Consider the following 25,055-nt stretch of genomic DNA (forward strand, 5'->3'; position numbering starts at 1 on the left):
GATGCTTAGGGCAAATTAAAAAAATAAGGGTTATGCCTCGCGCAGGCTCTGCGCAGGTTCAATATGGATCGCGCGCCAGGCACCGATACCGGCAACCAGCGTCGCCACAACCAGCGTCAGTAAGAGGGCGATAAGGCCGTGTAAGGGCGTTATCTTGCAAATCATCTGACCGGTGGCCTGGCTTGTGGACAGCGCCCGGTTAAATATCTGGCTGGCTAAAAAATAGATGCCAAAACCGCCTATATAGGCCATCAGGCTGAGCAAAGTGCCCTGACTAATGACGTAAACGCCTACGGCTGGTCGCGTGAAGCCCAGCAGACGAAGTACAGCAATATGCTTACGTTTACGATCGACATTGGCGATAAACGAGCCGATTAACGAGGCGATACAGCCAATGAGCGCGGTGATGGCGATCGTGTTAAAGATGATGCCCAACACACGGTTAATGCTTTTTACATTCTCAATATCCGCCAGCCGACTGGTAGTTTCGATGCGTTGGGCGCGCAAATCGCGTTCAAGGCTGGCGACATGGTCAATATCGCGTGCGTACAACCTTGCGCGGGCGTAGCGCGGCGCGTTACCGTTAAGCTGAGCGCCGCTGGCGACCCCTAACGCTGTTACCGCATAGCCATCGCGAAAATGTTCAAGAGCCATTAATAACGCGGGGCGGGTAAAGATAGCGGGGCGATTAAAATAGGTGGCTGGCAAAATCCCCACCACGGTCACGCGCTTACGTCCCCATTCGCGGCGTTCATCGAGCATACGACTCACGCGTAGCGTGAGCGTATCACCGGTTTTCACCGCCAGCTTGCGTGCCGCTTCCTGAGTAATAACAACTTCATGGTCATGATGGAGCACCTGCGTGCCGAGCAAAGGATCGCCAGCCTCTGTCGGAATGACTTCCGCATTTTCAATAAAATGTGTGCTGTCCGTCTGCAAGTCAGTCAGCGTATTGAGCGAGCGCGTTTGCCCGATGGCGAAGCCGACATCAGGCCGCTGCCGTAGCTGCGTGATCCAGTGCTGATCGTAGCTTCCGCTGCTCAACATGCGGATCTCCAGATTGCGGGGATCGTTGGCCAGATCGTTTTGTAACTGGTTCACAATGCCAAAGCGCAGGCCAAAAAGGAGCAGTAAAGGGGCGATGACCGCAACAAGAGAGGAGACGATGCAAAAAGAGATGATGCGATCGTGCCACAGGTCTTGCATTGCAAGGCGACCGAGCAGTCTTGCACGATTAAAGGACAAAGTAAGTACCTCCCCGTTCGCTCTGTGATGACGCCGTCAGCGATTCTGGCTGCGCAGCTAAACAGGGTAAATTGAAGTGTTTGACCAGAGGCCAGTCATGGCAAACGACCAGCGCCATCATGTCTTCCTGACGGACTAGTTCGATAAACAGGCTAAATAATTTCTGGGCATTGTAGGGATCGAGCGCCGCCGTCGGTTCATCTGCCAGTACCAGCGCCGGGCGATGTAATATCGCGCGCGCAAAAGCGGTGCGCTGCCGTTCGCCAAAGGAGAGCTGGGTAGGATATTTTGCCAGTAGTGGCGACAGTTTTAGCGTGTCGATGACCCTATCCAGCATGGTGCTGTCAGGGCGGGCTCCCAGCAGCTGGCACGGCAAGAGAATATTATCTTTGACGTTCAGGTAGGGAAGGAGGCCACCGTTTTGTAATACAAAGCCAAGTTCGCGTGCCCGAATCGCAGCGAGTGTATTATGTCGCTCGCCCAGAAGCAACGCGGCAATATCCTGCTGCTGTGCCCCTTTGCTGAGCGTGAAACGCCCAATTTTGCTGGGATGCAACACTAAACCAATGGCTTCCAGAAGCGTGCTTTTACCGCAGCCGCTTTCACCCGTTACCGCCACCACCTCGCCTGGCCGCAGCGAAAGCTGCGGCAGGTAAACACGGTGAGCCTGATGATCCTGACCACGAACCACGCACAAGTCTTCAATGTGCAGCATCAGGGCATCATTTCCAGTGGGATGGGATACACGCGATCGCGCGGATCGCTACCTTGCGCCAGCTCGACCCAACGGTCGACATCTGCATTATATTTTTGATAGTGACGCAGCTTGGATGACAGTGTGCGGATAAATTTCTCCTGTGACAGCCCATCCCAGCTTTTCCACGTTTCTTCATCGAGATTCAGCACATCGCTTTTGTAGGGAAGATCGGCCAGATACTCGCCCAGCACGCCAAGATCGCCGATGCTCGCGCTGTCTTGCTGTTTCAACTGGTTAGGATCGGTCCCCATTGTTGCCGCAACGGTGCGCAGTTGTTCAAACATCTTAGTGGGCGAGATCATCCCTTCATTAGCGGCTTTCAGAATCTGGCTGACGGCATCGCTTAAATCGCTCAGCTGTCCCTTGGTTAAGAGCACGCGAACATCTGTTGTGGGGATGTTCTGCTTAATCAGATCGCGATCGCTAATCCAGGCCTGGAACACCAACGGGGCTTGGGTGCTGTTGCGTTTGCCCAAATAGGCTAACTGCATCGCATGCCCGATTAACGCCGTATCCTGGAGCAATTTCTGCTCCGCCGTGAGCTTTTGCCCCTCATCTTTGGCATACAGCGCGCTGCCAATGGCGGCATCCCCCATATAGGCGGCTTTCACCTGTTCCGTAATGGCTGACGCCAGGGCATCAACCTGCTGACCGAACATTTTGATATCGCCTGCATTCACCGCCTGATAAAGGTTAGATTGCGTGCTATCAAAATTGGAGAGATCGCGGTACTGGCCCTCGGCTTTGGTATGGTTTGCTTTGCCGCTGGCGGTTTTCAGGTGCAACGTATAAATAGCAATGCCGCGGTTACCGGCTTCCAGACGGAGCTGGCTGGCATCAAGGCCGGTTCCTGAAAGTTTATTGCTGCCCTCAATCGCGCCAGCATCGGTAATCAGCACCATATAGCGGGCGCCGAATGGACTCCAGTCAATGTCATCAATAGCTGATAACACGCCGGAATAGGCATCCTCGTCGTATAAAGAGCTTGAGACCTTCGCTTCTTTAAGATCGGCGACTTTCTGCAGAAAATCCGCGCCGTCCTTGACCTGGTTAGGGTCGGCGAAAATGCGGGTGTTATATTCAAGTCCCGGTACGGCTTTGGTATTTGAACGATAAGAGACCAAACCAAACTTGACCTGCCCATCCAGATGCTCTTGTTTAATTTTGTCGTAGATCTTATTGACCGCCTCTTTAGTGCGCTCAATATACGGCCCCATTGAAATGGTTGAATCGATAACGAACACCACCGAAGCGTTAAAGCCTTTCAACTGGTTTACGTCGTTATCTTGTTTTGCCGCTGCGTTATCATCCGCCTTGCTGACGGAGGCCACGTTGAGCAGGCGCGTATAGAAGCCATCTTCGGTCATGACCTCTTCGCCGCTCAGGATTGGCAGCAGATAAAATTGCTTTTGCAGATCGACAAAATATTCCGGCTCCTGGGCCTGAATACCTTCAGCGTGGCCGTCACGCTTCAATTTGGCGCGCAGCGGCGCCACCAGAGAGACAGGATCGGGGGCAGAAAGAATGTTATCCAGACTTTCTTTCTCTTTGAAAAAGAGTAACCGATCGCGGTTGGCCGGGTTGGTAAACGCCAGCGTCAGCTGCATTTTCCAGTCTACGGTACAGGATTTCGGCAACCAGCCAAGGGTTTTGCCATAGCTATCCGGCCCGACTTTAAGCCAGCTTTGCCCCTTAGCCTCTTCCTTTTGATAAACATAAAGGCTGCTAAAGGCAGGCTGAAGCTGCCCATTTTCATCCCCAGCGTTGTCGCTAAGCTTACAGCCTGGCGTCGTCAGGATGCGCTGGTATAGCGTTTTCTTCCCTTCCTGAAGCAGCGGTTTATCGCCCTCGGCGGCAAAGAGGTGCCCGCTGAACAACAGGCCGCATAATGGCAGCGCCAGACGGCAAAAAAAAGTCCGGGTCATTTTGCTAGCTCCTCAAGGTGCTGCTTAGCCGTTTGGTTCTCGGGTTCTGATTGTAGTACCGTTTCGTACCAATAGGCCGCGGTATCTTTATCCGCCTCTTTGAAACATTCGCTTGCCTGATGGTATTTCGGATCGTACTCACCGGCGTAAATCAGGGCGATTTTGGTATCGCCGCCCTGCGCGCGATTTGCGTACAGGCGCTGGGCGACGCCGCATTTCTTCGCCTCTTTCGCTGACTGGATAATGGCCAGCAGTTTATCGCTATCGAGTTTTTCCTGAACGCACGTCTGCACGAATTCAAGCTCGCTCAGCGTGTCTAAACTCTGTGCGGAACAGCCAGCCGGGGCTTTAGGCTCGGTGTTCGTCGCTTCAGGGGCGGCGGCGGCGGGGGCTTGCTGAGCTTGTACCGCCGGGACCACCTCCTGACCTTTGTCCCGGCCCATGAACCACCAAAGCGCGCCAGCAATCACCACTAAAAGCAGGATGGCGGCGATGATGAGCGGGAGGCGGGAAGCCGCAGGTTTTTGTTGCGGCTGCGGCTCGGCATGAATGGTCGGCGCAATGGTTTCAGATTCTGCGACGGGCGCTTCTACGATGGCCACTGGTGCGGAGTCGGTTTCTGGGGTTGCCAGCATACTGCTGCTGCTGTAATTACCCGTCGCGCCCCTGGCTTCAGAAGAGAGCAACTCATCACGCACCAATTGGAGGGTGGTATTGCGCACTTCTCCTGAAGCCAGCTTGATCTGAATCTGGACCTGGCTTGCGTTTGCCAGCAAAGGGTCAAGTAGAGTAGGGCCGATACGAAAGCCGCTGCCGTTGGCCAGGGAGTAACCGCCGTTGACAGTAAACCAGTGCTGTGCAGGGCTCCAGCTGCCATCGGGCTGCAGATAGTTCTGCTCGTTATTACAAAGCGTAAAGGTCAGATCGGGCAGCACCGCAGTTTCGCCGCGCAGGCGAACCATCAATTGTGCGGTACCCGGCTCTGCCGGTTGGCAGGCGATGATTTTAGCTAGCATGGCATGTTCTCTTGTTTTAATTGGCTGATAATCTGACCAAGTTGGCGATTATGTTCGACGGAAATATCGCGCGTGGCGCTATGACCAGCGTTATCAAGTACGACGCTCATCAGGGCGGATAGCCAGTCTCCCAGATAAGAGACACCCGGCTGCGGCGCAACGGCGGCGAGCTGCGGCAGCTCGTCGTTCATCAGCGGTTTCTGGCGCAGGAAGACTTTATTTTTATCGCCAACGTAGCTGTTGGGCACCTTTTCAGGCGGTAGAGTGAGATAACCAAACCAGGCGATAAAATCACGCATAGTCAGTTGGGCTCGCAGAACCTGGCGTGCCATAAGATGTTCACGCCGCGTACCCGCTTGCTCCTGACCCGCCAGCGCGCGTTTCAGCGTGCCTTCCAGATCGAGGCGCGTGGCTGCGGTGATCAATTCTTCGCTGAGATGATTAATCAGTTCGCTGTTCATCCCCAACTGATGCCACTGCGGCGCTTGCTGCGGCAGTTCACGCAGATGCGCGACCCAGGCTTTAAACGCCTGATGGGCGAAATCATCGTCCTGGCCGACTCTTTCCTGGGCAGTTGACGCTGGCGCGTCAACCACGGCGATTTCAGCCGGTGCGGCGGCGAATGGATCGCTGCCAAACGGGTTATCACCGAAGGGGTTGTTGCCAAATGGGCTGGCGGTAAACGCGTTTGCCGCCAGGCTGTCGCCATCGCTTGACGGTTCCGGGTTGCGGTCGCGAATGCTTAAATAGATGTTATTAAGCTCCTGCGTCGGCAGATCCAGACGATTAATTAGCTCTCCCATACTGTGGGAGCAGGCGGACAGCCCCTGCCATAGCTCTTTCGCGATGGCCTGTTTTTTCACGAGCTGCCCGTCGCCGTCTTTTTCGTACCAGCGGCCCAGGCGGCGATTGCCGGTCTCCTCGCGACACTGCTCAAGTTGTTGCTGCAAACGTGCCAGCTTGAATTCCAGATGCGCGACGCCGCGCAGCGCTTTGGTTAAGCGTCCCATGCCGCCATCGTTGAGCTCGAGCATCGCGTGCCAGGCTTTGCTCGGCTCGGTGACGTGTTGCAGCACGTTTTTAGCGCTAATGAAGGTGCTGCCCATTTCGTCGAGCTTCTGGCGATAGCGCTCGGTGATGCACGCTTCCTTGTTTCGCTCCTGTTCTGTACCGTCTTTTAGGTCGATGAACGGATTATCCAGCCCCGGTTTTCGCACCAGGAAACAGTTATTAAACGCCTGGCCGGGCGCCCATTGCTGCAGCCAATCATATTGGGCGAAACGCTCCAGCAAGGTCATGTGCAGCATACCTTCCCAGCCTTCTTTTAACTGTTCGGTGGTGAGTTGCAGACTGCTGTTGATGCGCATATCGCACATGGTGATGGCCCAGAACAGCCCAGGGTTACGGCCCTGACGTTCTTCGGCGCTTTTACCCTGCGTTTTTTCTACCCAGCGGTTTAATACCGGACCGACGTCAGCAACATCGCTCTGTTTGGCGGAGCTGGCGCACACGACCAGCGCGTTCATCTCTTGATTATCGGTGTAACGTTCAAACAGATAGGCGACTTTACCGCGCAGCAGAAGCTGGCAAATGGGATTAAGCCCCTCTCTACCGGCCTCTTCCAGTGCGGTAATTTTAAGACGCCCGCGATACCCAGGGAAGTCAAGCAGATCGACCTGCTCCACGACGCTGTCGGCCTCGACTTCCGCTAACGGGAAGATAAGCTCGGTGGTTAACGCTGCCAGTTCCGCCTGGGTTAAGCTGGCGCTGCCGATTTGCTGTTCCTCTTTCCAGTAGCGGATCTCCACGTGGCGATCCTGGCTGGAGCCTAGCCGGTTAAGGCTGTCGACGTTCATAATGCTGCCATTACTGTGATCGATCAGCGTCTCCAGCGGGGCGAACACCGTCCGGGCATGATTGAGTTTGGTCAGCACATTGGCTAATGAACGATAGGTCTCGGTGAGGGCCGGCAGTTCTCCCCACAATAAAGAAAATAGCTCTGCGCGTTCACCAGGACTCAGCGCAGGGGCAATTTTCAACACCTGCGGCCAATAGGCGTGTTCAAGTTTTTCAACCGATTTTCTGAACGAGGCGTTCAGGTAATCCCATAAGGCAACCACATCTTCCTGGCTCACGCCGTTATAGCTTTTTGCTTGTGTGGCGAGTTGTAGGAAGGGGCGCAGTCGCTCTTCAACCCTGGCTTCATCAAGTTGAAAGCTCAGCTGCTCGTGGTTGAAATCATTAAACCAGGCGTTTGCAAGAATTTTGGCCAGATCGATTTCACTGAACAGGCGCAGAGGCACAGGATAGCCCGCAGGCGCAGCGGGGGCCTGGCGGGTGAAGCGGGTGACCAGGCCGGTGGCCTCTTTACCGCCGCCGACGGGATTCACTTCTTTGATAAAGTCGACGCGCCGTTCGCCATAAAGGGCTTCCAGTGAACCATTGCTGCCCGCTGCCAGCGCGGAGATGAGATAGGATTTCCCGGCCTGAGAAATGCCAAAAAAACCGACGGTCATTGGCGTTCTGGCGACCAACGTCAGGCTATTGGCCTGGTTACGCGTGCGGAGCAAGCTAAGGTTGAGTTTATCCGCCTCGTTGTCGAGGCGACGTGAATCGGAACGCACTGCATCAACCCAGCCAAGTGCGTCCTGACAGCCCTGAGCGATAGCTGCCCAACCCTGAGTGAGAGATTTTTGATCGCTATTCATTATTTTTTAACACTCCCGCTATCGAGCCAGTGTCGGCTATCAATGAGCCCCGTATCGGGCATAGTATTGAGTTCCAGATCTACATCACGCTTGCTGAATGACTTATCGGTGTTGCTGGTGATATCCGCAATCATCAGCCGATCGCTGATTAAGCCCAGTTGGCGCGCCCGTTTGCCTTTGTCGATAGCCAGTCTCACTTTCAGGTACGGTGAACCGTTATCCACGGAGAAGGCGGCGGAAAACTTCTTACGGCCTTCTTCGCTAAAACGTAAGGTATAAAGCGGTGCGGCGGCCCAACGTTCGGCATCCAGTTGACGATAACCCAGCCGCAAATCGCCACGCATGATGATACTTTGCGTGGTGTTCTCGCCATTTTCGTCGGTGAATGTCGGCAGTTTTATCTGCCCGTTCTCCGATTCGATATGGCGATAAACGATATCGGCACTGCGAATCAGGTTATCCATATCAATGGTGCCAATATGGCGAATCGTTGAGTAAGGCTTCAGCGCCGAGGTACGGAAATGGAAGTTAGGAATGCTGTGATTTGCGCACAGCTGTGTGAGCATCGCGCCAACGGAGGCGGTGCTCTTCGGATCGTCGATATGGCCATTTTTATGGAACGGATACCAGGTGCCGGTCTGATAACCGTGCAGCGGTAAAATACGCCCCGGCGGCAATGGCAGGTTGCGACGGATAATTGCCTGAATGCCCGGCAGCTGCGAAGGGCGGCCCGTCAGCAGTAGCAGGTCGCAATGATAATAGCTCAGCACTTCGCACAGCGCGGTTAGCACTTTATCAATGTTGAACTTACCCGAGCACAAATCGTTATGCACTCTGGCGAGCGGCAGAGTGAGCATTACCTCAGCCAGTTTGAAATCGGTCGGGCCACCAGCTTTTTGTACTTCGCGGCGAACAAAGCCCTCGACTTCATCACGCAGAGAACCTACCGGCAGTAGATCGCCGACACGTTGGTTAATCACGATATGCGTTTGCTCGTCCAGCGGATCGAATTGCTCGTATTTACCCAGAATGTGCAACGCGAGGGGAACGAAGAGTTGCAGGGTGAGCTGCTGGCGCAGCACGGATTCCGCCGCGCTAATATTTTGCGAGCCGCACAGTTGAGACATCAGCGTCTCAACGGATATGACCCCCGTTTCACGCAGCGCCTGCTCAAAGGCTGGAAGCACATAGGACTGGATGACATCTAGCAGAATATCGTCGCCGGCAATTTTAAAACTGTCGCGAAAACGCTGCTGCGGGATGATATGGACGTTAGCGCCGCCCCCACTATGACCATTGCGATCGAGATGATAATCGGTGATGACCAGATCGGTGGTGCCGCCGCCGATATCGATAGATGCGATGGATATTCTTTCACGTTGCGTGCTGTCGGGTCGGCTAAGGGCGTCGAAAAACGACTCCGGGTGACCGGCAAAGTTTTGGTTTATCTCGGTGTAGAGATAAACCAACTGCGCGCAGGACGCTTCATCCCACTCGACCCTGATTTTTGGCAGCGGAATTTTAATGTTTGTCTGACTATGATCTTCTTGCTCATCCTCATAAGGATCGTTTTCGCCGTTGTGCCAGCGTAGCGCTTTCCAGACTAAACCGACCGCCTGACGCATACGGTCATCCAGTACGCAACGTTCAGCCATCGGCATACCGGGCGGCACGGTCAGAATAATATGGCGTAGCTGACGCGGAATACCTGCGTGTCCCTGACGTATGCGCTGTTCCGGGCTATTAATCTGACTAATCGCCTGGGTTAATACTTCCGCGAGCATAAAGGTCATCAGAGAACTGCGAGAATAGCGTGGCGTAAAGACCGGGATGCGATCCATCTCATCTTCGATGGTGTGTAACGCCTCGCCCCGTTCATCGATCAGATTCGCGAACGGCGCAGCGGTGGCGAGTGGATTACTGTCCTGCACGTAGCTACCGTTAAATCGCCAGCCCTGACCGTAATATTTTTCATCCCAAAGATAACGTTTAGGGCTGGAGAGGCCGGTTGAACCTTCGCTGCCTTTTCGGCGCGCCGCTAAACGACCCGCTTCTCCGCCGATACGAGCGATCGTCGGCCACTGGAAGGCATCGTGGCGGCCGCTACGCACCGAGCAGTGATCTTTGCCGAAGAAGGCCTGTGAAAATTCGACCCGGCTTTCAAAGGGTTCGGTATAAACATGTTCCGGCGCGCTAAGATCGCGCAATTTGAGCACATAGTTGTGCTGCATACCTGAACCTGATTGCCCATGATCTTCAATGAGAATACCGCAGGTGCGTGAGTTACCGACATCGAGGATCAAATCAACGGGAATAGGCTTGATAGCGTTAGTTTCCCGATTGGCGATGACCCTGAAATGCGGCAATTCAATGATGGGGGCGGTCTGACTTTGCAAACCTTCGACGGGAATCGCCATCAGTGAAAGAAGGTTAAGGTAGTGCGCCAGCGGATACTGCTGGTTAAGCTCCTGCTCGCGTTCGTCGATATCCCGGCCTTTGCTCGCCTCTTTAAATACCTCTTTCAGCCAGTCGACAATCCACTCTTGCGTGAGATACCAGTTAAGGGCATAGGTGGCTGTCGCCACCGCAAAGGTTGCCCCGGCATTGACATCTTCCTGGTTCGGGCTGAGGTCGGCGGCGGCCTGCTGTTTGGCCATTACGCGAGTATCGATAGCCAACGTCATTCGATGGCTATGCCCATCCATATCAGGCTTGTCCAGCTTGACGATACGAAAACGCGCCCAGTTTAGCGGCCCTTCCTGATAGACGTCAGGCGGGCTAAAACGGAGTAGGGGAAGCGGCAACCATGTCCCGTCAAACAGCTTAAGACTCTGCTCAACGGGAATATCGTACTGGCTTTTAGCCTTCTCGATATTTGCCGGGCTGGGCTGATAAAAATAGTAATCACGCTGTTCGTTGTAGATTAAACGGGTCAATACGCCATTGGCTAATTTAACAAATTCACCGGCGGGCAAACGTCCTGGAGACAAACCAAAATCCATAAACTGGATCCCGGAGTCGCCTACCAGGGTTACTTGACGATCAAAAGATACAATCTCGGGCAACATAGTTATCTCGTCCCTGTTCAGGAATTAGGTTGAAGCATACGAATCGGGAAGGTTTTTTCCCCATCGTTGCTGCCAATACAATCGGCATGACCCGCGGAAGGTGATTTGCACTCGATGGTCGGCACAATAAAGTTTGAGCCATCGCTGCAGGTCATTTGCTCAGGGTTGGTAATGTTGAGCGCCCCCTGCTGCACGTTACCGTTGGCTGGGCCACGGCACGTTACGCCGCTGGACTGGCGGACGCTGACGGTGCCGTTGCCCTGGTCAAAATTATATTGCAGCTGGAGCGGGCGTCCGGTGTGCTTGTCCTGAATACCGCCATTCACGCGCCATTCGCCGTTAAGAAACTTCGCCGGGCCGTCCGGCAGCGTGGCCGGGAGGGTTAACGGTTCGCCCTGCGGCGCAACGAGCGGCGGGGCGGTTACCGGAGTCACGCCCGGAGGCGTCTGCTCGTCGTGGGTATCCTGTACGCCGGGCGGCAGTGGCGGTTCTACGCTGGCTTCATTTGCGTTAGCCGGCGGCGGCGCATCGCCGTCTACCGCTCTGTCAGATGTGTCGGCAGGCATCGCGGGCACCGTTGAATCCAGCGCAGGATGCGCGTCCGCGGTTGACCCTTCCACAATGCCGGGTACGGCGCGAGCGCCAACGGCGGTTTCTGACCCCCTGATCGCCACGTCATGGGTGCTGGCGGCCGGGTGCGTAGCCACAGGTTCAGCGGTGACCGTGGTTTTATCCGCAGAAAGACCAGGGAGGCCCGGCAGGGAAAGAGAAGGAGCGCAGCCGCGGAGCAGCCCTAACAGCAGCGCTAGCAGCAGTAACGCCAAAAGTAGCCATAGCAACCAACGCCAGCGCCAGCGGCGCGTTCGAATATCAACAAAGGGCGCGGGAGCGGGTTCGACGGTTTTTTCCGTGGCGCTGGCCTGCGGCGGAACGGCCGCGAGGGCGGCGGCGGGAACGGACGATGAACTCAGCCAATGCATCGGGTGACGTTGTTCCCCTTCCGGGTGGACAAACCCCCAAAAGGTGATCACCAGCGTTCCATTAACGAGATAGACAAACTCATAATCGGGGAAATGGGTCACAGATTTAAGCAACTGGGCAAAGACCCGACGATCGCCGCCGGTTCCGCTTTGCTCCGCGTTGAGCAGCTGTTCGCTTAGTGACTGCACTGCCATTTGAAACGCATTAAATTGCTGGCGCGCCGATTCTCGCTCCGCTTCGCTTGCGCCGCTCCACGGGATAACATCGCCGGGAAAACTGCTGTACCAGTCGGTTCTGTCACCGCCCTGATCGTTTTGCGGGATAGCTAGATGACGGGCCAGATCGCGCCCTGCATCAAGACGATAGATGGCTTCGCGTAGCTGGAAGGCCATCTTGAAAACAGGATAGCCCGTTTCACCCAGCGCCTTGAATGAAGAGTTATTTCCGGTACGAAGTAGTGGTCCCTGAATCGAATTTCGCATTATCTAACCCTTAAAGGCTGTAATTTGACTAAAGCCACAGTGGTACAGGCTAATTTTTGGTCGCGCCGGGCGTCCATTTGAAACCCCAGCCATAGTGCTTATCCATCGACTCGCGGTCGGGGAAGAAACGGTCAAGGCGTTCAACCTGAATATTGCCATCGACATTTTTGAGCCTGGCGATGGCGGCGACATTATTACGCTGGTCGCTATCCGTGAGCATGGATGTAATCGGCTGCTGTTCGGGGACATAGAGGGTGACGGAGGCGTTTGTCCCTTGCCAGTTATCGGTGCCAGCGTAAATGAAGCTATAAATCAACACCTCATCAATGTCCTGCCAGTGGCTGCCGTTGACGAAAAGCCATTCGCCATCCACGTCATTGCCTTCACGCAGATCTTCCTGCAGCAGCAGATACGGTGGCTGGTCATAGTTGCCGGGCAAATGACTCAGCGCCTCAGCGCCGCTGATTTCACCGTTTTTTAAGCGCACAAAGGCGGCAATATCGAGATCGACAGGCTCTTTGTGGTCCCCCTGCTTCCACTGCAGATTGATTTTTATCCGGCCAAAATCCTGACGTTTCTCAAGCTTCACGCTGGGATTGGTGTCAGTTAATTCGGTATGGGTTGGTGTAACAACGGGGAGCTTCACGGCCGGGCGATGTGTAAACCACCACCAGACACCGACGAGCAGGAGCAGCAGTAGCAATAATGCCAGCCAAGGAAGAAAACCGCGCCACCAGGGGATAACCACTACTGTATGGAGGGGGGCCGCTGTGCTGGCTGTGGCCCAATTGACCAACACCGGTTCGCCGCCGACGCTATAGCCGTCGAGGTGGTGTGATTGGGTGAGCAGCGTTTGCAACGCATGTGCTGACTTATCTTCGCCGCGCGCGGCCAGCTGGCTGATTAACCCCGCCAGAATGTCCTGATATTGCTGACGTTTATTCTCAACAGTCAGCCGTTCGGCGTCATTCAGTGCGGAAAAAGGTTTAGCCAGCCCCTGACGTGTTGTCCACCACTCCAGGCGTCCTTCAGCATTGCGACGCGCGGTGGCATACAGCAGCGCCAGTGAAGGAGGAAGATGACGATGTATGATACCGACCGTCTCTTCATAGGTTGTCAGCGTTGCTTCATCAATCGGCGCGGCAGTTGTTAATCGTTGCATAAGCAAATCATTATTGTTGTGGGTGATATGCATGAGATGTGTATCATCGCATCTCAGACAGCCGGAACGTTTTCTGCGCTTTTAGCGGAGCGTATTTGCTTCTTCGAGAACTTTAATTTTGTGCTTGGCTTCGGCGACCTTTTTCTCAATCGCTGAAATTTCGCTGGCGCTCGTTGCCGTTTGTGACTGGCGCTGCAGCTCCTGCAATTTGGCAATTTCCTGCTGGCGTTCGCGGCTTTGAATCTTGCTTGATTTCAGTTTTGCGAGAGTCTGCGACAGATCCGAACGCACGGCATTTAGCCTTGCTTGTTCATCTGCCAGCTTTTGATTTAAGGTCTGCTGTCTGTTTTGGGTATAATCCTGCTGTTGCCTGGCCGATTCATTTTGATATTGGCTCAGACGAACCTGCTGTTCTTTTTGATCAACCTGCTGACGATAACCACCCGACGTGGCGCAGCTCAGTTTGGTAATAAAGCTTGGATCTTGTGCGTGTAAATCACAGTCCTGGGGGGACGTAGTACAACCCGTAAGGACAAGGGCGGCAAGAAGTGCGTATTTTCTCATCAAATAATCCATCATTAGCGTCGAATAACGCTGCTTTAAGCAGTCTTAAACCGGCCGATAATGCTATCGGCCGAAAGGGTTAACCAAGGGAGATCGCCTGGCGCTGTTCATACAGCTCGTTGGTTTCTTGTTCCAGAGCAGCAATCTTGCTATTGAGATTGGCATATTCTTTGTTCAAATTTGCCAGCTTGCTTTTCTCTGCACTTGTGGTGGTCGTTTGACCTTGTAAAGCGACCTTATAGGCAGATTCTTTATCCTTCATGCCTTTCATGGTCTCTTTCATCTTGCTGATGTTGGCATCAATTTGCGCCAGCTGGGTTTTCGCACCGACTTTATCAAATCCAGCTTTATCTTTTTGGATGCTGATTTTGGTTAAGGTGGCCTGGTTTTCGCTAATAACTTGTTTCATCGCCAGCGTCGATTTTTCAACCGCTGCGGTATCTTTGCTGATGTCATTATCCATAGCCTGCAGACGATCGGCTGTAGAGGCATAATCTTTTTTCAGGCCATCAAGATAGTAGTTAGCGGTCATACCTGCAGCACAGCCAGCTGCGCCACCAATTGCAGCGCCGGCAAGCGCTTTCTTCGAGTCACCTGCTAACGCCCCTACTAACGCGCCGAGAGCTGCGCCGGATACGGCGCCTACGCCACAACCTTGTGCACCAGAAGCGCTAAAGAACTGTGATTGTTCTGTGGTGGTAAGGCGAGGATCCGGCTTTGTCCCAGACAGGAGAGAGCTTCCTGTATTGGCACAGCCTCCAAGTAACAATGCTGCGGAAATCACGATGCATGTGGTAGTTCGGTTAAATGTATTCACAATCTTTTTCCTTAAAAATAATTAAGTAACGACAAGCAAGCTGTATCAACTAAAAATTTAGAATTAGTAATGATTTTGTCCGACATTACTGATTATTGTATTAGTTATAAGATGTCAAAAGAGCTATTCAAAGAGTATTTAAATAATAAGCAATAAATTAATTGCAATGCGTTATTATGTGTTCGTAGGTATCCCGCACTGACAGCTTATGCAATTTTGTGTTTTCGTATCACTTTATGTTGGCCTTGCTGCTGAAACACATCTTTTTTAAAAATAATCGACATTTTCGAATTCGTAGGCCTTACCATGAAACATGGGAGGATATTTCCACATAAAACATACATTCCGTGAATGTATCTCAACGTCTGACATTTTTCCAGTGTGTACAATTAGGATGTTGATTCAACTGATTAATCTGTATTAAACACACTAAAGATCATGCCAGAAATGCCGATAAATCACAAGTATGCTGCCGTCTTTGCTTGTGATGTAGGTAGGGTTACAGTTCTTGTTTTCGCCGATGTAATCTGTATTTGATACCTTAATGTAGTTGTTTATTAGTTGCAGTGTTTTGTGTATGAGTGTACGTAAAGTGGCAGGCGGGAATGTTAATGGAAACCTTGAAATATACTTTTGGGAGATAGGGGGGGGGGGTTAATTTAATATGCATGAAATTTTCATTTACTATCACCTTCTTGATTATATGTCCGTGATCTGATGCAAGTATCTATGAATCTAAAAAAGGGTGTAGTGAATTTTTTCTAACGGAATATACAATGTGGTTTTGTTCATCCATCAATGTTTGTTAAAATCATTTTATGAATCGATTCCGCGCACGATTAAATTGGAAGACTTTTTAGTACAGGGCTAGGATGTCAACGACGGGTGAAAAGTGATCCACTTACATCTCCACCTACATTCTAATATTGATCCACCGTTTTACTCAGGATTAGCTTCAGCGATAACTGTAGTGGTTTACAGAATTTTACCACCTGAACAAAGGTGATACGCTCATCTCAGAACAATACAGGCATCCCAATGAAAAAAAAGAAATTTCAGTGCTGAATTTAAATACGAATCCGCACAAATGGTCCTTGAGTAGAACTACACCATTGCAACTGCGGACAGTGCTATGGGGGTGGTTCTTTCTACCATGACGCGATGGGGAAAGCAGTTGCGAGATGACCGACAGGGCAAAATGAATTTCTGTTTAGTTACCTGAAAGCAGATAACCATGAGAGTTGCTCATTACCAGAGCCTGCTATGATCTCTGATTGTTTCATTTCAGCCTTGAAGGACACACTGGAAATCGTTCGGGCCTCGCAGGGCCGTGGATGTCAGAAACTGCAGCGCACTCATAACCCAAGTGTATCCAGAATGCATGATCATACTTAGCGACCAGAATTCACTTGCTGCTGCCGTGAGTAATAGCGTAACCAGTACGAGCATAATGGCCGACGTTATTCGCTCAACCCGGCGATATGACCACATTGCGGTATTAATGGGAAGACCCGCAAGCTCCTGATAATCTTGTTCATCCAGAAAACCATATAACTTACTTCTCCAGGTTATTCTGTTTTGTTCCAGCAGTGAAAGGGCATTCCGGTTGATATAGACCGACATCCCGTATGAGATGGCGATATACAGGGCCAGTGCACAAAATGCCAGAGCATACACTTTTTGCGGACCACTTGCCTTTAGGGCCTCCAGACTGTAGCGAAGGATCAGAGTGCTGATAACCAGGGCCATATCTTTCCACAACGTGGAAGACAGGTCACGCGACTGCTGCAGAATTTTTTGTGTGTCCTCTGTCAGACTTTTTCGCAAATCGCCCAGCGATTTCAGGGTGTCTTTTCCCCCTGTCCGGATATGGGCCTTGTAGAGAAGTCGGGCTGACTCCAGTGCCGGGGAGAGTCGATACACAATGCCTTCACAAAACGTAACGCCCTCAGGCCATTCTCTGGCCAGTTCACTGGACAAAAAGGTATGTTTAAGCTCGGTTTCGTTTCCTTCCAGAAAAATCCATTTTGCTGTTTCCTGAATGACGTCAAAGGCGGGCAGAGCCGCATGTTCTTCCCCGAAAGGGATTTTCCGCGGCGGTTTTCCTGACAGTCCGACCTTTTTTATTTCGGCAGCAAAAAGCTCATTGACGAAACATTTCAACAACTCCCGACAAGCGAGTGACTCCCAGAGTCTCATTGATTCGTCGATCACTGTATCGCCGGATATCAGGATCCAAGGTGCAATGGTATCTGGGGGAAGAAAGTCAGTTGAAAAACAACGGATAATGCTTTTTGTGACGGAGGCCGTCTGAGTTGGGACGTCGCTTTCACTCTCATCCGGGAGCATTTTTTTCCACGGCGCGACCTTCCATTGTTGTGTTTCAAATGCTTCGTTGATAAACAGGGCGTAGATGCGGTGATACTGACAGAGCCTGGGATCCTGGAGTAAAAACGAACGCCAACCTTCCAAGGTGAAGAGGCGCAAAATTCCGGGGAGTTCATCGCTGATGATGGTGATAAAGTGCTTCTGACCGGGGATACCTTGTGCGGGGTGGATATCATCTCGACTATCATCAACAAAGGTGATCCTGAGATTTTCGGCATCGGTATCCATTACTTCCCCCCATAACTGAAGGGTGTCATTATCCATGGTTCCAGAAATGAACAATTTCCGGGTGGTGGTTTGCTGATCTTCAGTGATCACCAGATCAGATGTGCGGCGTGAGCAGTCAATTGCCTTACCGATTTTTTCCAGTATCGATGTCATCTGTCACCAGCCCTGCAGTCACTATCACTATACGTTTTCGCCCGTCTTCCATCGTTTGGATATCCGGTGCATTATCCTCATCGTAGATAACAATAACATCTTCCAGAGTTACCAGTTTTCTTTTCCGTGGCTTAGGAATGTTCTCAGGGGTGATCCGGAAAGATTCACCTGAAATTCCCAGGTCTTTTATTTTACGGGTAAAGGATTTGACCAGCGGATGATCTTCTTCCATTGGTCCAAAAATCTGGTTAAGCAGGGAAAGGGGTTCATCGGTGTTAAAATCCTGCGCCCCGTGATGTAACGTTTCATAAATCTTGTTAACACCGCTGCGTCTGATGTCGTCCGGTAACAGGTCTCGATGCTTTTTGAAGACATCCTTGAGTGCGGCAACCAGTTTGTCGCTGAGATCGGTTGTACTGTTGACGCGCTGTACCTGTAAAAAACGCTCAAAATAAACGGAGATATTGGTTCGTTTGCTGCGATCCCGAACGACAACCCGCCCACCCTGAGCATCTGCCGTCAGGCGGACCAGAGCAATTTTCTGCATGGCTTCAGCTTTCTTGACGAAGCTTTCGCGGAAACGTTCGAGTCTGGGAACCTGAAACTCGTCTCCCTCCGCATCCAGCACGTAACGTACCACGTCCTCGTTATCATATTTAATGAGGGCAAACAGTTTTTCATCATTGAGGGTGTGAAGCTCAAAAAGAAAAAATACCCCCATGCTGGCATTTTTTGTGTGGTGATGAGACTGAAAATCGTTTGCCAGAAAGGTGGACTGTTCGGTGAAGCAACTAGCGTCGGTATCGGCATTGTTCCTTATGAGCCGCAGAATACGCTCGGTATTGGACAATTCCGTAAACCGGAACATGTTACCGCTTAATGCAGACTTAATCCGTTCCAGAAAAAAATCGACGTGTTCAGGTGGTGATATTTCGCTGAGCAGCACTGGGATCTCCAGTTCCCCACCAACGACATGAAAAATCATTCGTTTTATTGTCAGTGCATTAATTTCTTCATCCGTTAAAAAACTCATAGTGACACCCCGTTATTTCGTGTCTTATTTTATCGTTAATTGCTGTGACATGCTTTAAAGCGGGTAGTATAGGTAATCACCTGTACCTACGTAAAATAGTTCATCACAAGGACAGGCGGCAGCTTGCCATCACCCCCTCTGTGAATAAATGTATACAGGGAAAGAATAAGTAAACATTCTCCCGGCATTTCTGCCGGGAGAATAGATTATAATTGTTGTCTGGCGTAATCGAAAGGTGAGACCGGATTTTCACTATTCGCATCGAGAAAATCTGCCCACCATTGCAGCATCAATTTGCGTTCATCTAAGAACTCAGCTTTATGAATGTAGGCCGCACGTACGCCATTACGTTCCTGATGGCTCATCTGGCGCTCCACAGCATCTCTCGACCATAATCCTGACTCAATCAACGAACTACAGGCCATTGCCCGGAAGCCGTGACCACAGACATCGACCTTTGTATCGTAGCCCATAAGACGTAGTGCGTTATTCACTGTATTTTCACTCATGGGTTTCCATGGATTGTGATCGCCAGTGAAAATCAGTTCATATTCCCTGCTGATGGCTTGGATTTGTTTGAGAATATCCAGTGCCTGAGTTGATAGCGGGACCAGATGCTCTGTACGCATTTTAGAGCCTCGATGCGAGTACTTGACCCCTTCAATAGGTTTCCGCTCGGGAGGAATGGTCCACATGGCTTTCTTGAAGTCGATCTCAGACCACCTAGCAAAGCGTAGTTCACTGGAACGTATGAAGATAAGCAGGGTAAGTTTGGTTGCCAGCCGGGTGAGAGGTTGTCCTCTGTAGTTGTCCAGTCGTTCAAGCAGCTCTGAAATGCGATTTAAGGCGAGGGCAGGGCGATGCTGGCGCTTCACCGTCGTTAAAGCACCAGCCATATCCACGGCAGGGTTATAGCTGATAATGCCGGACTGGGCAGCATAGCGCATGATGGCAGTGATACGCTGCTGAAGGCGGGCTGCAATCTCATATATCTCTTTGGATTCGGCTGTTTTAACGGGGACAAGTAAATCGGGAGTTCTGAGGGTGGTAATATCACGTGAGCCGATAAGAGGAAATACATGACTCTCAAGACTTTTGAGCACCTTCTCGCTGTGAGCTTCGGACCATTTTTTGTTGCTCTTGTGCCACTGACGTGCAACAAGCTCGAACGTATTGCTGGCCTCCTGTACTGCTTTCTTTACTCGTTTCTGTTCGCACGGATCAATTCCCTCCGTTATCTGTTTCCTTGCCGCATCGCGCTTTTCCCTTGCTTCTGATAATGAGACTTCAGGATAGACGCCCAGAGCGAGCGTTTTCTCTTTGCCCAGAAACCGATAGCGGAGTCGCCAGTAACGCGAGCCGTTAGGGTGAACGAGCAAAAACATGTTGCCGCTGTCAGCAAGTTTATAAGGTTTTTCATCCGGTTTAGCTGCCCGGATTTTAGCGTCAGTGAGCGCCATTGGTGGGGTCTCCTGATAGTAAAAGGGGTATAAATTTTATCGAATCAGACTATACCCTCAGTTGTACCCTCGCAAGGGACTTGAAGCGGGTTGAATTTGATTGAGTTGGGTGGAGTTAACGTATTGTGGATGTGTTGATTTTCGCGGGTTCAGAATGCAAAAACGGACCTCCGTGGAGGTCCGTTGATATGAATTTGGTGCCCGGACTCGGAATCGAACCAAGGACACGGGGATTTTCAATCCCCTGCTCTACCGACTGAGCTATCCGGGCAACGAGGCGCATTAAAACCGATTCGCTTCGTTTCGTCAACGAAATTTCTTCAAATCAACGCAGACTGCACAATCTATCACCACATTGTTGCTATTGCACGCATTCTCAGGCAAAAAATGCCGTCCACGCGGCGGAAAGCGGCATTGCCAGCAGAAGGGCAGGAAGCATATTCACAACCGCAAACATTTTGATTCCACAAATACGTAAACCGGTTGCCAACAACAGCAGTCCACCTACGGCGCTGAAATCGGCCATCATGGCTGGCGTCGTCAGGGGCAAAATAAGTGCTGCGCAGGTGGCAAGCGTTAGCTGGATTGCCAGCATTGGTACACAAATTGCCGATACCGCGATACCTAATGAACAGGCAAAAATGATGGCCGTGAAGAAATCAAGAAACGACTTCGCGATTAAAATATTCGGGTCGCCGGTCATCCCTTCATGTATCGCCCCGAAGATCCCGGTACCACTGGCGCAAAATAGCACGATGATGGCCACATAGCTCTGGATGAAGGATTCGTGTGTGGTGTTGGCATCCGACCGGGTGAAAAGCTGCTGCGCTTTGGCAACCGCGGTATTGATCCCTTTTTCCAGATAACAGAACTCGCCAATTAATGCACCGACTAACGTAGCCAGGACCATCACCGGTAGGTTAGCGCACTTGATAACCAGCAAAATACCAATTCCCAAAGAGCACAGTCCGAATATGGAGGTCATGGAGGCACGAATGCGTTCCGGTAAATGCTGGCTGAGTAGTGCGCCGAGAACACCACCAAATAAAATGGCGCCAGCATTAATAAAGGGTCCAATTACCACGTTTGCTCCTGCATACCCATTATCGTCTTGATGCTAAAGGCAATTCTCTGGGTAAAATATGTTTTCAGATTGCATTATTATGCCGCGATTGACAGGCGAAATGCTTGTTTATCTGTGAGGTTCAGGCTCCGGATTTTATCTTGCGCCTGAAAGTGAAAGGTGCCATGATTGCGCGAATTTTCTCCTGTCTGAATGGGGCTGCCTGGGATGATATTACTCCCCCTACATCGCCTTCAACATCGCCTTTTTGCGCGACGTTTGCCCCTTCCTGCGACTTATCTTTACGCTCCCACCATGCGGTGAGGGCAGCGCACGCTCACTGCAGGATAACAGTAAAATCAGAGGCTATCTGCTTTTACTGATGTCTGGCGGTCGGGGCTGGTAACCAGTTTGACCTGTCATTTCGTGGGCAAAGCAATGTGGCTTTGTCCGGGACTTTTGATTTTCCCGAAACGGGTTATTGCGCTTATGAAATCAATGAAAATTGCCGCCAGTGGAGAACTGGTTTCTCGTCTGTCCAGCCATCGTCAGGTGGTGTCGCTGGACAGTACTGATTTTACTGACGTTGCGGCAGTCGTCATTACCGTTGCGGATAGCCGCAGCGGGATCCTTGCTTTGCTGAAACGCACCGGTTTTCATATACCCGTGTTTCTGTTCGCAGAGTCGGATGTTGATCTGCCGGCGGGCGTGAATGCGGTCATTCGCGGTCAGGCGCAGGACTGGCTGGAGCTGGAGTCTGCTGCCTGTCAGTATGAAGAAGATTTGCTGCCGCCGTTCTATGACACGTTGACTCAGTATGTCGAGATGGGGAACAGCACATTTGCCTGCCCAGGACATCAACACGGTGAGTTCTTTAAAAAGCATCCCGCGGGGCGCCATTTCTACGAGTTCTTTGGCGAGAATCTGTTTCGCGCGGATATGTGCAACGCCGACGTTAAGCTTGGCGATCTGCTGATTCATGAAGGCTCGGCGAAACATGCGCAGAAATTTGCCGCGAAAGTTTTCCACGCGGATAAAACCTACTTTGTGCTGAACGGGACCTCTGCGGCCAATAAAGTAGTAACCAATGCGCTGCTGACGCGCGGCGATCTGGTGCTATTTGACCGTAATAACCATAAGTCGAACCACCACGGTGCGCTGATCCAGGCGGGTGCGACGCCGGTGTATCTGGAAGCGGCGCGTAATCCGTTTGGCTTTATTGGCGGCATTGACGAGCACTGCTTTGATGAGGAGTATCTGCGCCAGCAACTTCGTGATATTGCGCCGCAAAAGGCAGAACAACCGCGCCCGTTCCGTCTGGCGATCATTCAGCTCGGCACTTATGACGGTACGATCTACAATGCCCGGCAGGTGATCGACAAGATCGGTCATCTGTGTGATTACATCCTGTTTGACTCAGCATGGGTCGGCTACGAACAATTTATTCCGATGATGGCCGATGGGTCACCGCTGCTGTTGGATCTCGATGCTAACGATCCGGGGATCTTTGTCACCCAGTCGGTACACAAACAGCAGGCCGGATTCTCGCAAACCTCGCAGATCCACAAAAAGGATAACCATATTCGCGGTCAGGCGCGGTTCTGCCCGCATAAGCGTCTGAATAATGCATTTATGCTGCATGCTTCTACCAGTCCGTTTTACCCGCTGTTTGCGGCGCTGGACGTTAACGCCAAAATCCATGAAGGCGAGAGCGGTCGTCGGCTGTGGGCGGAGTGTGTGACGCTGGGCATTGAGGCCCGTAAAGCGATTATTACCCGCTGTAAGATGATTCAGCCGTTTGTTCCCCCGGTAGTCGATGGCAAACCGTGGGAAAGCTATCCGACGCAGGTGATTGCCAGCGAGCGTCGCTTCTTTAGCTTCGAACCAGGTGCTAAATGGCATGGTTTTTCCGGCTACGCGCGCGACCAGTATTTCGTTGACCCTTGCAAACTGCTGTTAACCACTCCGGGCATTGACGCACAAACCGGGCAATATACCGAGTTTGGTATTCCGGCGACGATTCTGGCGCATTACCTGCGTGAAAACGGCATCGTGCCGGAGAAATGCGACCTTAACTCGATTCTGTTCCTGCTGACCCCGGCAGAAAGCGCAGAGAAACTGGAGCAACTGGTGGCGATGCTGGCGCAGTTTGAGCAGCATATTGAAGACGATACGCCGCTGGCAGATGTGCTGCCAACCATCTTCAATAAGTATCCGGTACGCTATCGGGATTACACCCTGCGTGAACTGTGCCAGGAGATGCACTCACTGTACGTCAGCTTTGATGTGAAAGATCTGCAAAAAGCGATGTTCCGTCAGGAAAGTTTACCTGCCGTGGCGATGAACCCACAGGATGCGAACAGCGCTTTTATCCGTGGTGATGTTGAACTGGTGCGGATTAGTGAAGCAGCTGGCCGCATTGCGGCGGAAGGTGCGCTGCCTTATCCTCCGGGCGTGCTGTGCGTGGTACCGGGCGAAGTATGGGGTGGGGCGGTACAGCAATATTTTCTGGCGCTGGAAGAGGGCGTAAACCTGCTGCCAGGCTTCTCGCCGGAGCTGCAAGGTGTTTACAGTGAAACGGATGCAGACGGTATTAAGCGTCTGTATGGATATGTGGTGAAGTAAGCGCAAAAAAAGCGGGTTACCTTTTGGTAACCCGCTTTTCTCTGCGTAAACGTTAGTGCGCGATAGTCTGTGTGCCTGCTGGAACGCGTACGTGTTTGTATTTAAACAGCGCAACGAAGGCAAAAGCCAGAACCAGCGAGTAACCTGCGAAGATCAACCACACGGTCTGCCAGTCGGTAATACCGTTCAGCGTATAGTGTTCAACGACTTTACCGCTCACCAGTCCGCCCAGAATACAACCGAAGCCGTTGGTCATCATCAGGAACATACCCTGTGCGCTGGCGCGGATTTCAGGGCGTACTTCTTTCTCCACGAACACAGAACCAGAGATGTTGAAGAAGTCGAAGGCGCAGCCGTAAACAATCATCGACAGAACCAGCAGCACGGTACCGAACGGCGTTGGATCGCCGTAGGCAAACAGGCCGAAGCGCAGCATCCACGCCACAATACTGATAAGCATCACGTTCTTAATACCGTAACGGCTTAAGAAGAACGGGATGGTCAGGATAAACAGCGTCTCGGAAATCTGTGAAATCGACATCATCACCGATGCGTGTTCCACGATAAAGCTACCGGAGAACAGTGGGTTGTTATCGAAGCTGTGCAGGAAGGTGTTACCAAACATATTGGTAATCTGCAGCTCTGCGCCCAGCATCATTGAGAAGATGAAGAAAATCGCCATACGCTTGTTTTTAAACAGCGCGAAAGCATCCAGACCGAGCATTGATGTCCAGCTCTGGTTTTTCTGCTGATTGGCAACCGGAATATGCGGCAGCGTCAGGGTGAACAGTACCAGTACCAGGGACAATGTCGCACCGATGTACAGCTGCATATGGCTCAGTTCAAAGCCGGAGAAGCTCACGGCCCACATCGCCAGAATAAAGCCGATGGTGCCCCAGATACGAATTGGCGGGAAGTCGGTAACGATATCCATCCCGGCAGATTGCAGGCGATAGTAGGAAATGGTGTTGATTAGCCCCAGTGTTGGCATATAGGCCAGGGAGTTAAGCAAGATCACAAAGAACATGGCCCCTGGCGTGGTGACTTCGGCTGCGGCAAACAGCGTTCCTGCGCCGACCAGGTGGCAAAGGGCGTAAACCCACTTCGCACTGATCCATTTATCGGCCACGATCCCTAACAGCGTTGGCATAAGCACGGCGGCGATCCCCAGCGAGCTATACACCGCGCCAATGGATGCACCATCGAATTTAAGGGTGACAAACATATAGGAGCCGAGGGTAGTGAGCCAACTACCCCATAAGCAGAACTGCAGAAACGAGAGAACTTTCAGCTGCAGCTTAAGATTCATGTTAATTTCCTCACACCGTAATGCGGATGAATGTTTTAAAAGGCACATTTGCCGTGGCTATATGATGTGAT

At 51.8% G+C, this 25,055-nt stretch carries 16 protein-coding genes and 1 tRNA gene; 1 reads left to right on the forward strand and 16 read right to left on the reverse strand.

Translation table 11 applies throughout. The features are described from left to right. Nucleotides 1-30 precede the first annotated feature (30 nt). The 15 genes from OGY72_RS08780 to OGY72_RS08850 form a co-directional block, all read right to left on the reverse strand. Nucleotides 31-1,245, reverse strand: a complete 1,215-nt coding sequence (locus tag OGY72_RS08780) for an ABC transporter permease (protein ID WP_040232058.1) — start codon at nucleotides 1,243-1,245, stop codon at nucleotides 31-33. Beyond that, the gene (locus tag OGY72_RS08785) at nucleotides 1,235-1,960 is read right to left on the reverse strand and encodes an ABC transporter ATP-binding protein (protein ID WP_047358974.1); all 726 of its coding nucleotides are present in this window, start codon (nucleotides 1,958-1,960) and stop codon (nucleotides 1,235-1,237) included. The genes OGY72_RS08780 and OGY72_RS08785 overlap by 11 nt, the downstream gene beginning before the upstream one ends. Beyond that, nucleotides 1,960-3,927 carry a vWA domain-containing protein gene (locus tag OGY72_RS08790; protein WP_040232062.1) on the reverse strand — a complete coding sequence of 656 codons (1,968 nt, stop codon included), beginning with the start codon at nucleotides 3,925-3,927 and terminating at the stop codon, nucleotides 1,960-1,962. Before OGY72_RS08790 ends, OGY72_RS08785 begins: the two co-directional genes overlap by 1 nt. Then, a complete protein-coding gene (locus OGY72_RS08795) occupies nucleotides 3,924-4,943 on the reverse strand; it encodes a hypothetical protein (protein WP_040232063.1) in 1,020 nt (339 codons plus the stop codon). Before OGY72_RS08795 ends, OGY72_RS08790 begins: the two co-directional genes overlap by 4 nt. Beyond that, complete coding sequence (locus OGY72_RS08800) at nucleotides 4,937-7,651, reverse strand: putative virulence factor (protein WP_286547581.1); 2,715 nt, start codon at nucleotides 7,649-7,651, stop codon at nucleotides 4,937-4,939. The genes OGY72_RS08795 and OGY72_RS08800 overlap by 7 nt, the downstream gene beginning before the upstream one ends. Next, the gene (locus tag OGY72_RS08805; protein ID WP_040232067.1) at nucleotides 7,651-10,719 is read right to left on the reverse strand and encodes a virulence factor SrfB; all 3,069 of its coding nucleotides are present in this window, start codon (nucleotides 10,717-10,719) and stop codon (nucleotides 7,651-7,653) included. The genes OGY72_RS08800 and OGY72_RS08805 overlap by 1 nt, the downstream gene beginning before the upstream one ends. A gap of 17 nt (nucleotides 10,720-10,736) precedes the next feature. Further along, complete coding sequence (locus OGY72_RS08810) at nucleotides 10,737-12,182, reverse strand: SrfA family protein (protein ID WP_047358976.1); 1,446 nt, start codon at nucleotides 12,180-12,182, stop codon at nucleotides 10,737-10,739. Between the two features lie 49 nt (nucleotides 12,183-12,231). Continuing rightward, on the reverse strand, nucleotides 12,232-13,344 hold the full coding sequence (locus OGY72_RS08815) for a tellurite resistance domain protein (protein ID WP_286547582.1): 1,113 nt from the start codon (nucleotides 13,342-13,344) through the stop codon (nucleotides 12,232-12,234). Between the two features lie 81 nt (nucleotides 13,345-13,425). Continuing rightward, entirely contained in the window at nucleotides 13,426-13,908 is a 483-nt protein-coding gene (locus OGY72_RS08820; protein ID WP_023288353.1) for a hypothetical protein, read from the reverse strand. A 79-nt stretch (nucleotides 13,909-13,987) separates the two neighbouring features. Further along, entirely contained in the window at nucleotides 13,988-14,725 is a 738-nt protein-coding gene (locus tag OGY72_RS08825) for a coiled-coil domain-containing protein (protein WP_040232073.1), read from the reverse strand. Nucleotides 14,726-16,009: 1,284 nt separating this feature from the next. Continuing rightward, nucleotides 16,010-17,494, reverse strand: coding sequence for a hypothetical protein (locus OGY72_RS08830; protein WP_040232075.1), 1,485 nt, complete (start codon nucleotides 17,492-17,494; stop codon nucleotides 16,010-16,012). Then, nucleotides 17,466-18,527 carry a nucleoid-associated protein gene (locus tag OGY72_RS08835; protein WP_040232076.1) on the reverse strand — a complete coding sequence of 354 codons (1,062 nt, stop codon included), beginning with the start codon at nucleotides 18,525-18,527 and terminating at the stop codon, nucleotides 17,466-17,468. Before OGY72_RS08835 ends, OGY72_RS08830 begins: the two co-directional genes overlap by 29 nt. A gap of 206 nt (nucleotides 18,528-18,733) precedes the next feature. Next, a complete protein-coding gene (locus OGY72_RS08840) occupies nucleotides 18,734-19,987 on the reverse strand; it encodes a tyrosine-type recombinase/integrase (RefSeq protein WP_286547584.1) in 1,254 nt (417 codons plus the stop codon). 195 nt (nucleotides 19,988-20,182) lie between these two features. Beyond that, nucleotides 20,183-20,258: transfer RNA gene (locus OGY72_RS08845), tRNA-Phe, on the reverse strand. Nucleotides 20,259-20,363: 105 nt separating this feature from the next. After that, entirely contained in the window at nucleotides 20,364-21,071 is a 708-nt protein-coding gene (locus OGY72_RS08850; RefSeq protein ID WP_003825390.1) for a DUF554 domain-containing protein, read from the reverse strand. Between the two features lie 468 nt (nucleotides 21,072-21,539). On the opposite strand from OGY72_RS08850, the gene OGY72_RS08855 reads away from it, so the two are divergent. Continuing rightward, nucleotides 21,540-23,675 (forward strand): ornithine decarboxylase, encoded by a 2,136-nt coding sequence (locus OGY72_RS08855; protein WP_286547586.1) that lies wholly within the window; start codon nucleotides 21,540-21,542, stop codon nucleotides 23,673-23,675. Nucleotides 23,676-23,727: 52 nt separating this feature from the next. On the opposite strand, the gene OGY72_RS08860 is transcribed toward OGY72_RS08855, so the two are convergent. Next, on the reverse strand, nucleotides 23,728-24,984 hold the full coding sequence (locus OGY72_RS08860; protein ID WP_071445575.1) for a nucleoside permease: 1,257 nt from the start codon (nucleotides 24,982-24,984) through the stop codon (nucleotides 23,728-23,730). Nucleotides 24,985-25,055: the final 71 nt, after the last annotated feature.

The organism is Citrobacter sp. Cpo221 (assembly GCF_030332345.1).
GTDB classification, from domain to species: Bacteria; Pseudomonadota; Gammaproteobacteria; order Enterobacterales; family Enterobacteriaceae; genus Citrobacter; species Citrobacter portucalensis.

Coding starts and splice junctions, on each gene's coding strand:
- OGY72_RS08785 (WP_047358974.1), bottom strand. CDS start 1,960: ATGCTGCACATTGAAGACTTGTGCGTGGTTCGTGGTCAGGATCATCAG.
- OGY72_RS08820 (WP_023288353.1), bottom strand. CDS start 13,908: ATGAGAAAATACGCACTTCTTGCCGCCCTTGTCCTTACGGGTTGTACT.
- OGY72_RS08855 (WP_286547586.1), top strand. CDS start 21,540: ATGAAATCAATGAAAATTGCCGCCAGTGGAGAACTGGTTTCTCGTCTG.
- OGY72_RS08840 (WP_286547584.1), bottom strand. CDS start 19,987: ATGGCGCTCACTGACGCTAAAATCCGGGCAGCTAAACCGGATGAAAAA.
- OGY72_RS08790 (WP_040232062.1), bottom strand. CDS start 3,927: ATGACCCGGACTTTTTTTTGCCGTCTGGCGCTGCCATTATGCGGCCTG.
- OGY72_RS08835 (WP_040232076.1), bottom strand. CDS start 18,527: ATGAGTTTTTTAACGGATGAAGAAATTAATGCACTGACAATAAAACGA.
- OGY72_RS08795 (WP_040232063.1), bottom strand. CDS start 4,943: ATGCTAGCTAAAATCATCGCCTGCCAACCGGCAGAGCCGGGTACCGCA.
- OGY72_RS08810 (WP_047358976.1), bottom strand. CDS start 12,182: ATGCGAAATTCGATTCAGGGACCACTACTTCGTACCGGAAATAACTCT.
- OGY72_RS08805 (WP_040232067.1), bottom strand. CDS start 10,719: ATGTTGCCCGAGATTGTATCTTTTGATCGTCAAGTAACCCTGGTAGGC.
- OGY72_RS08830 (WP_040232075.1), bottom strand. CDS start 17,494: ATGACATCGATACTGGAAAAAATCGGTAAGGCAATTGACTGCTCACGC.
- OGY72_RS08800 (WP_286547581.1), bottom strand. CDS start 7,651: ATGAATAGCGATCAAAAATCTCTCACTCAGGGTTGGGCAGCTATCGCT.
- OGY72_RS08815 (WP_286547582.1), bottom strand. CDS start 13,344: ATGCAACGATTAACAACTGCCGCGCCGATTGATGAAGCAACGCTGACA.
- OGY72_RS08860 (WP_071445575.1), bottom strand. CDS start 24,984: ATGAATCTTAAGCTGCAGCTGAAAGTTCTCTCGTTTCTGCAGTTCTGC.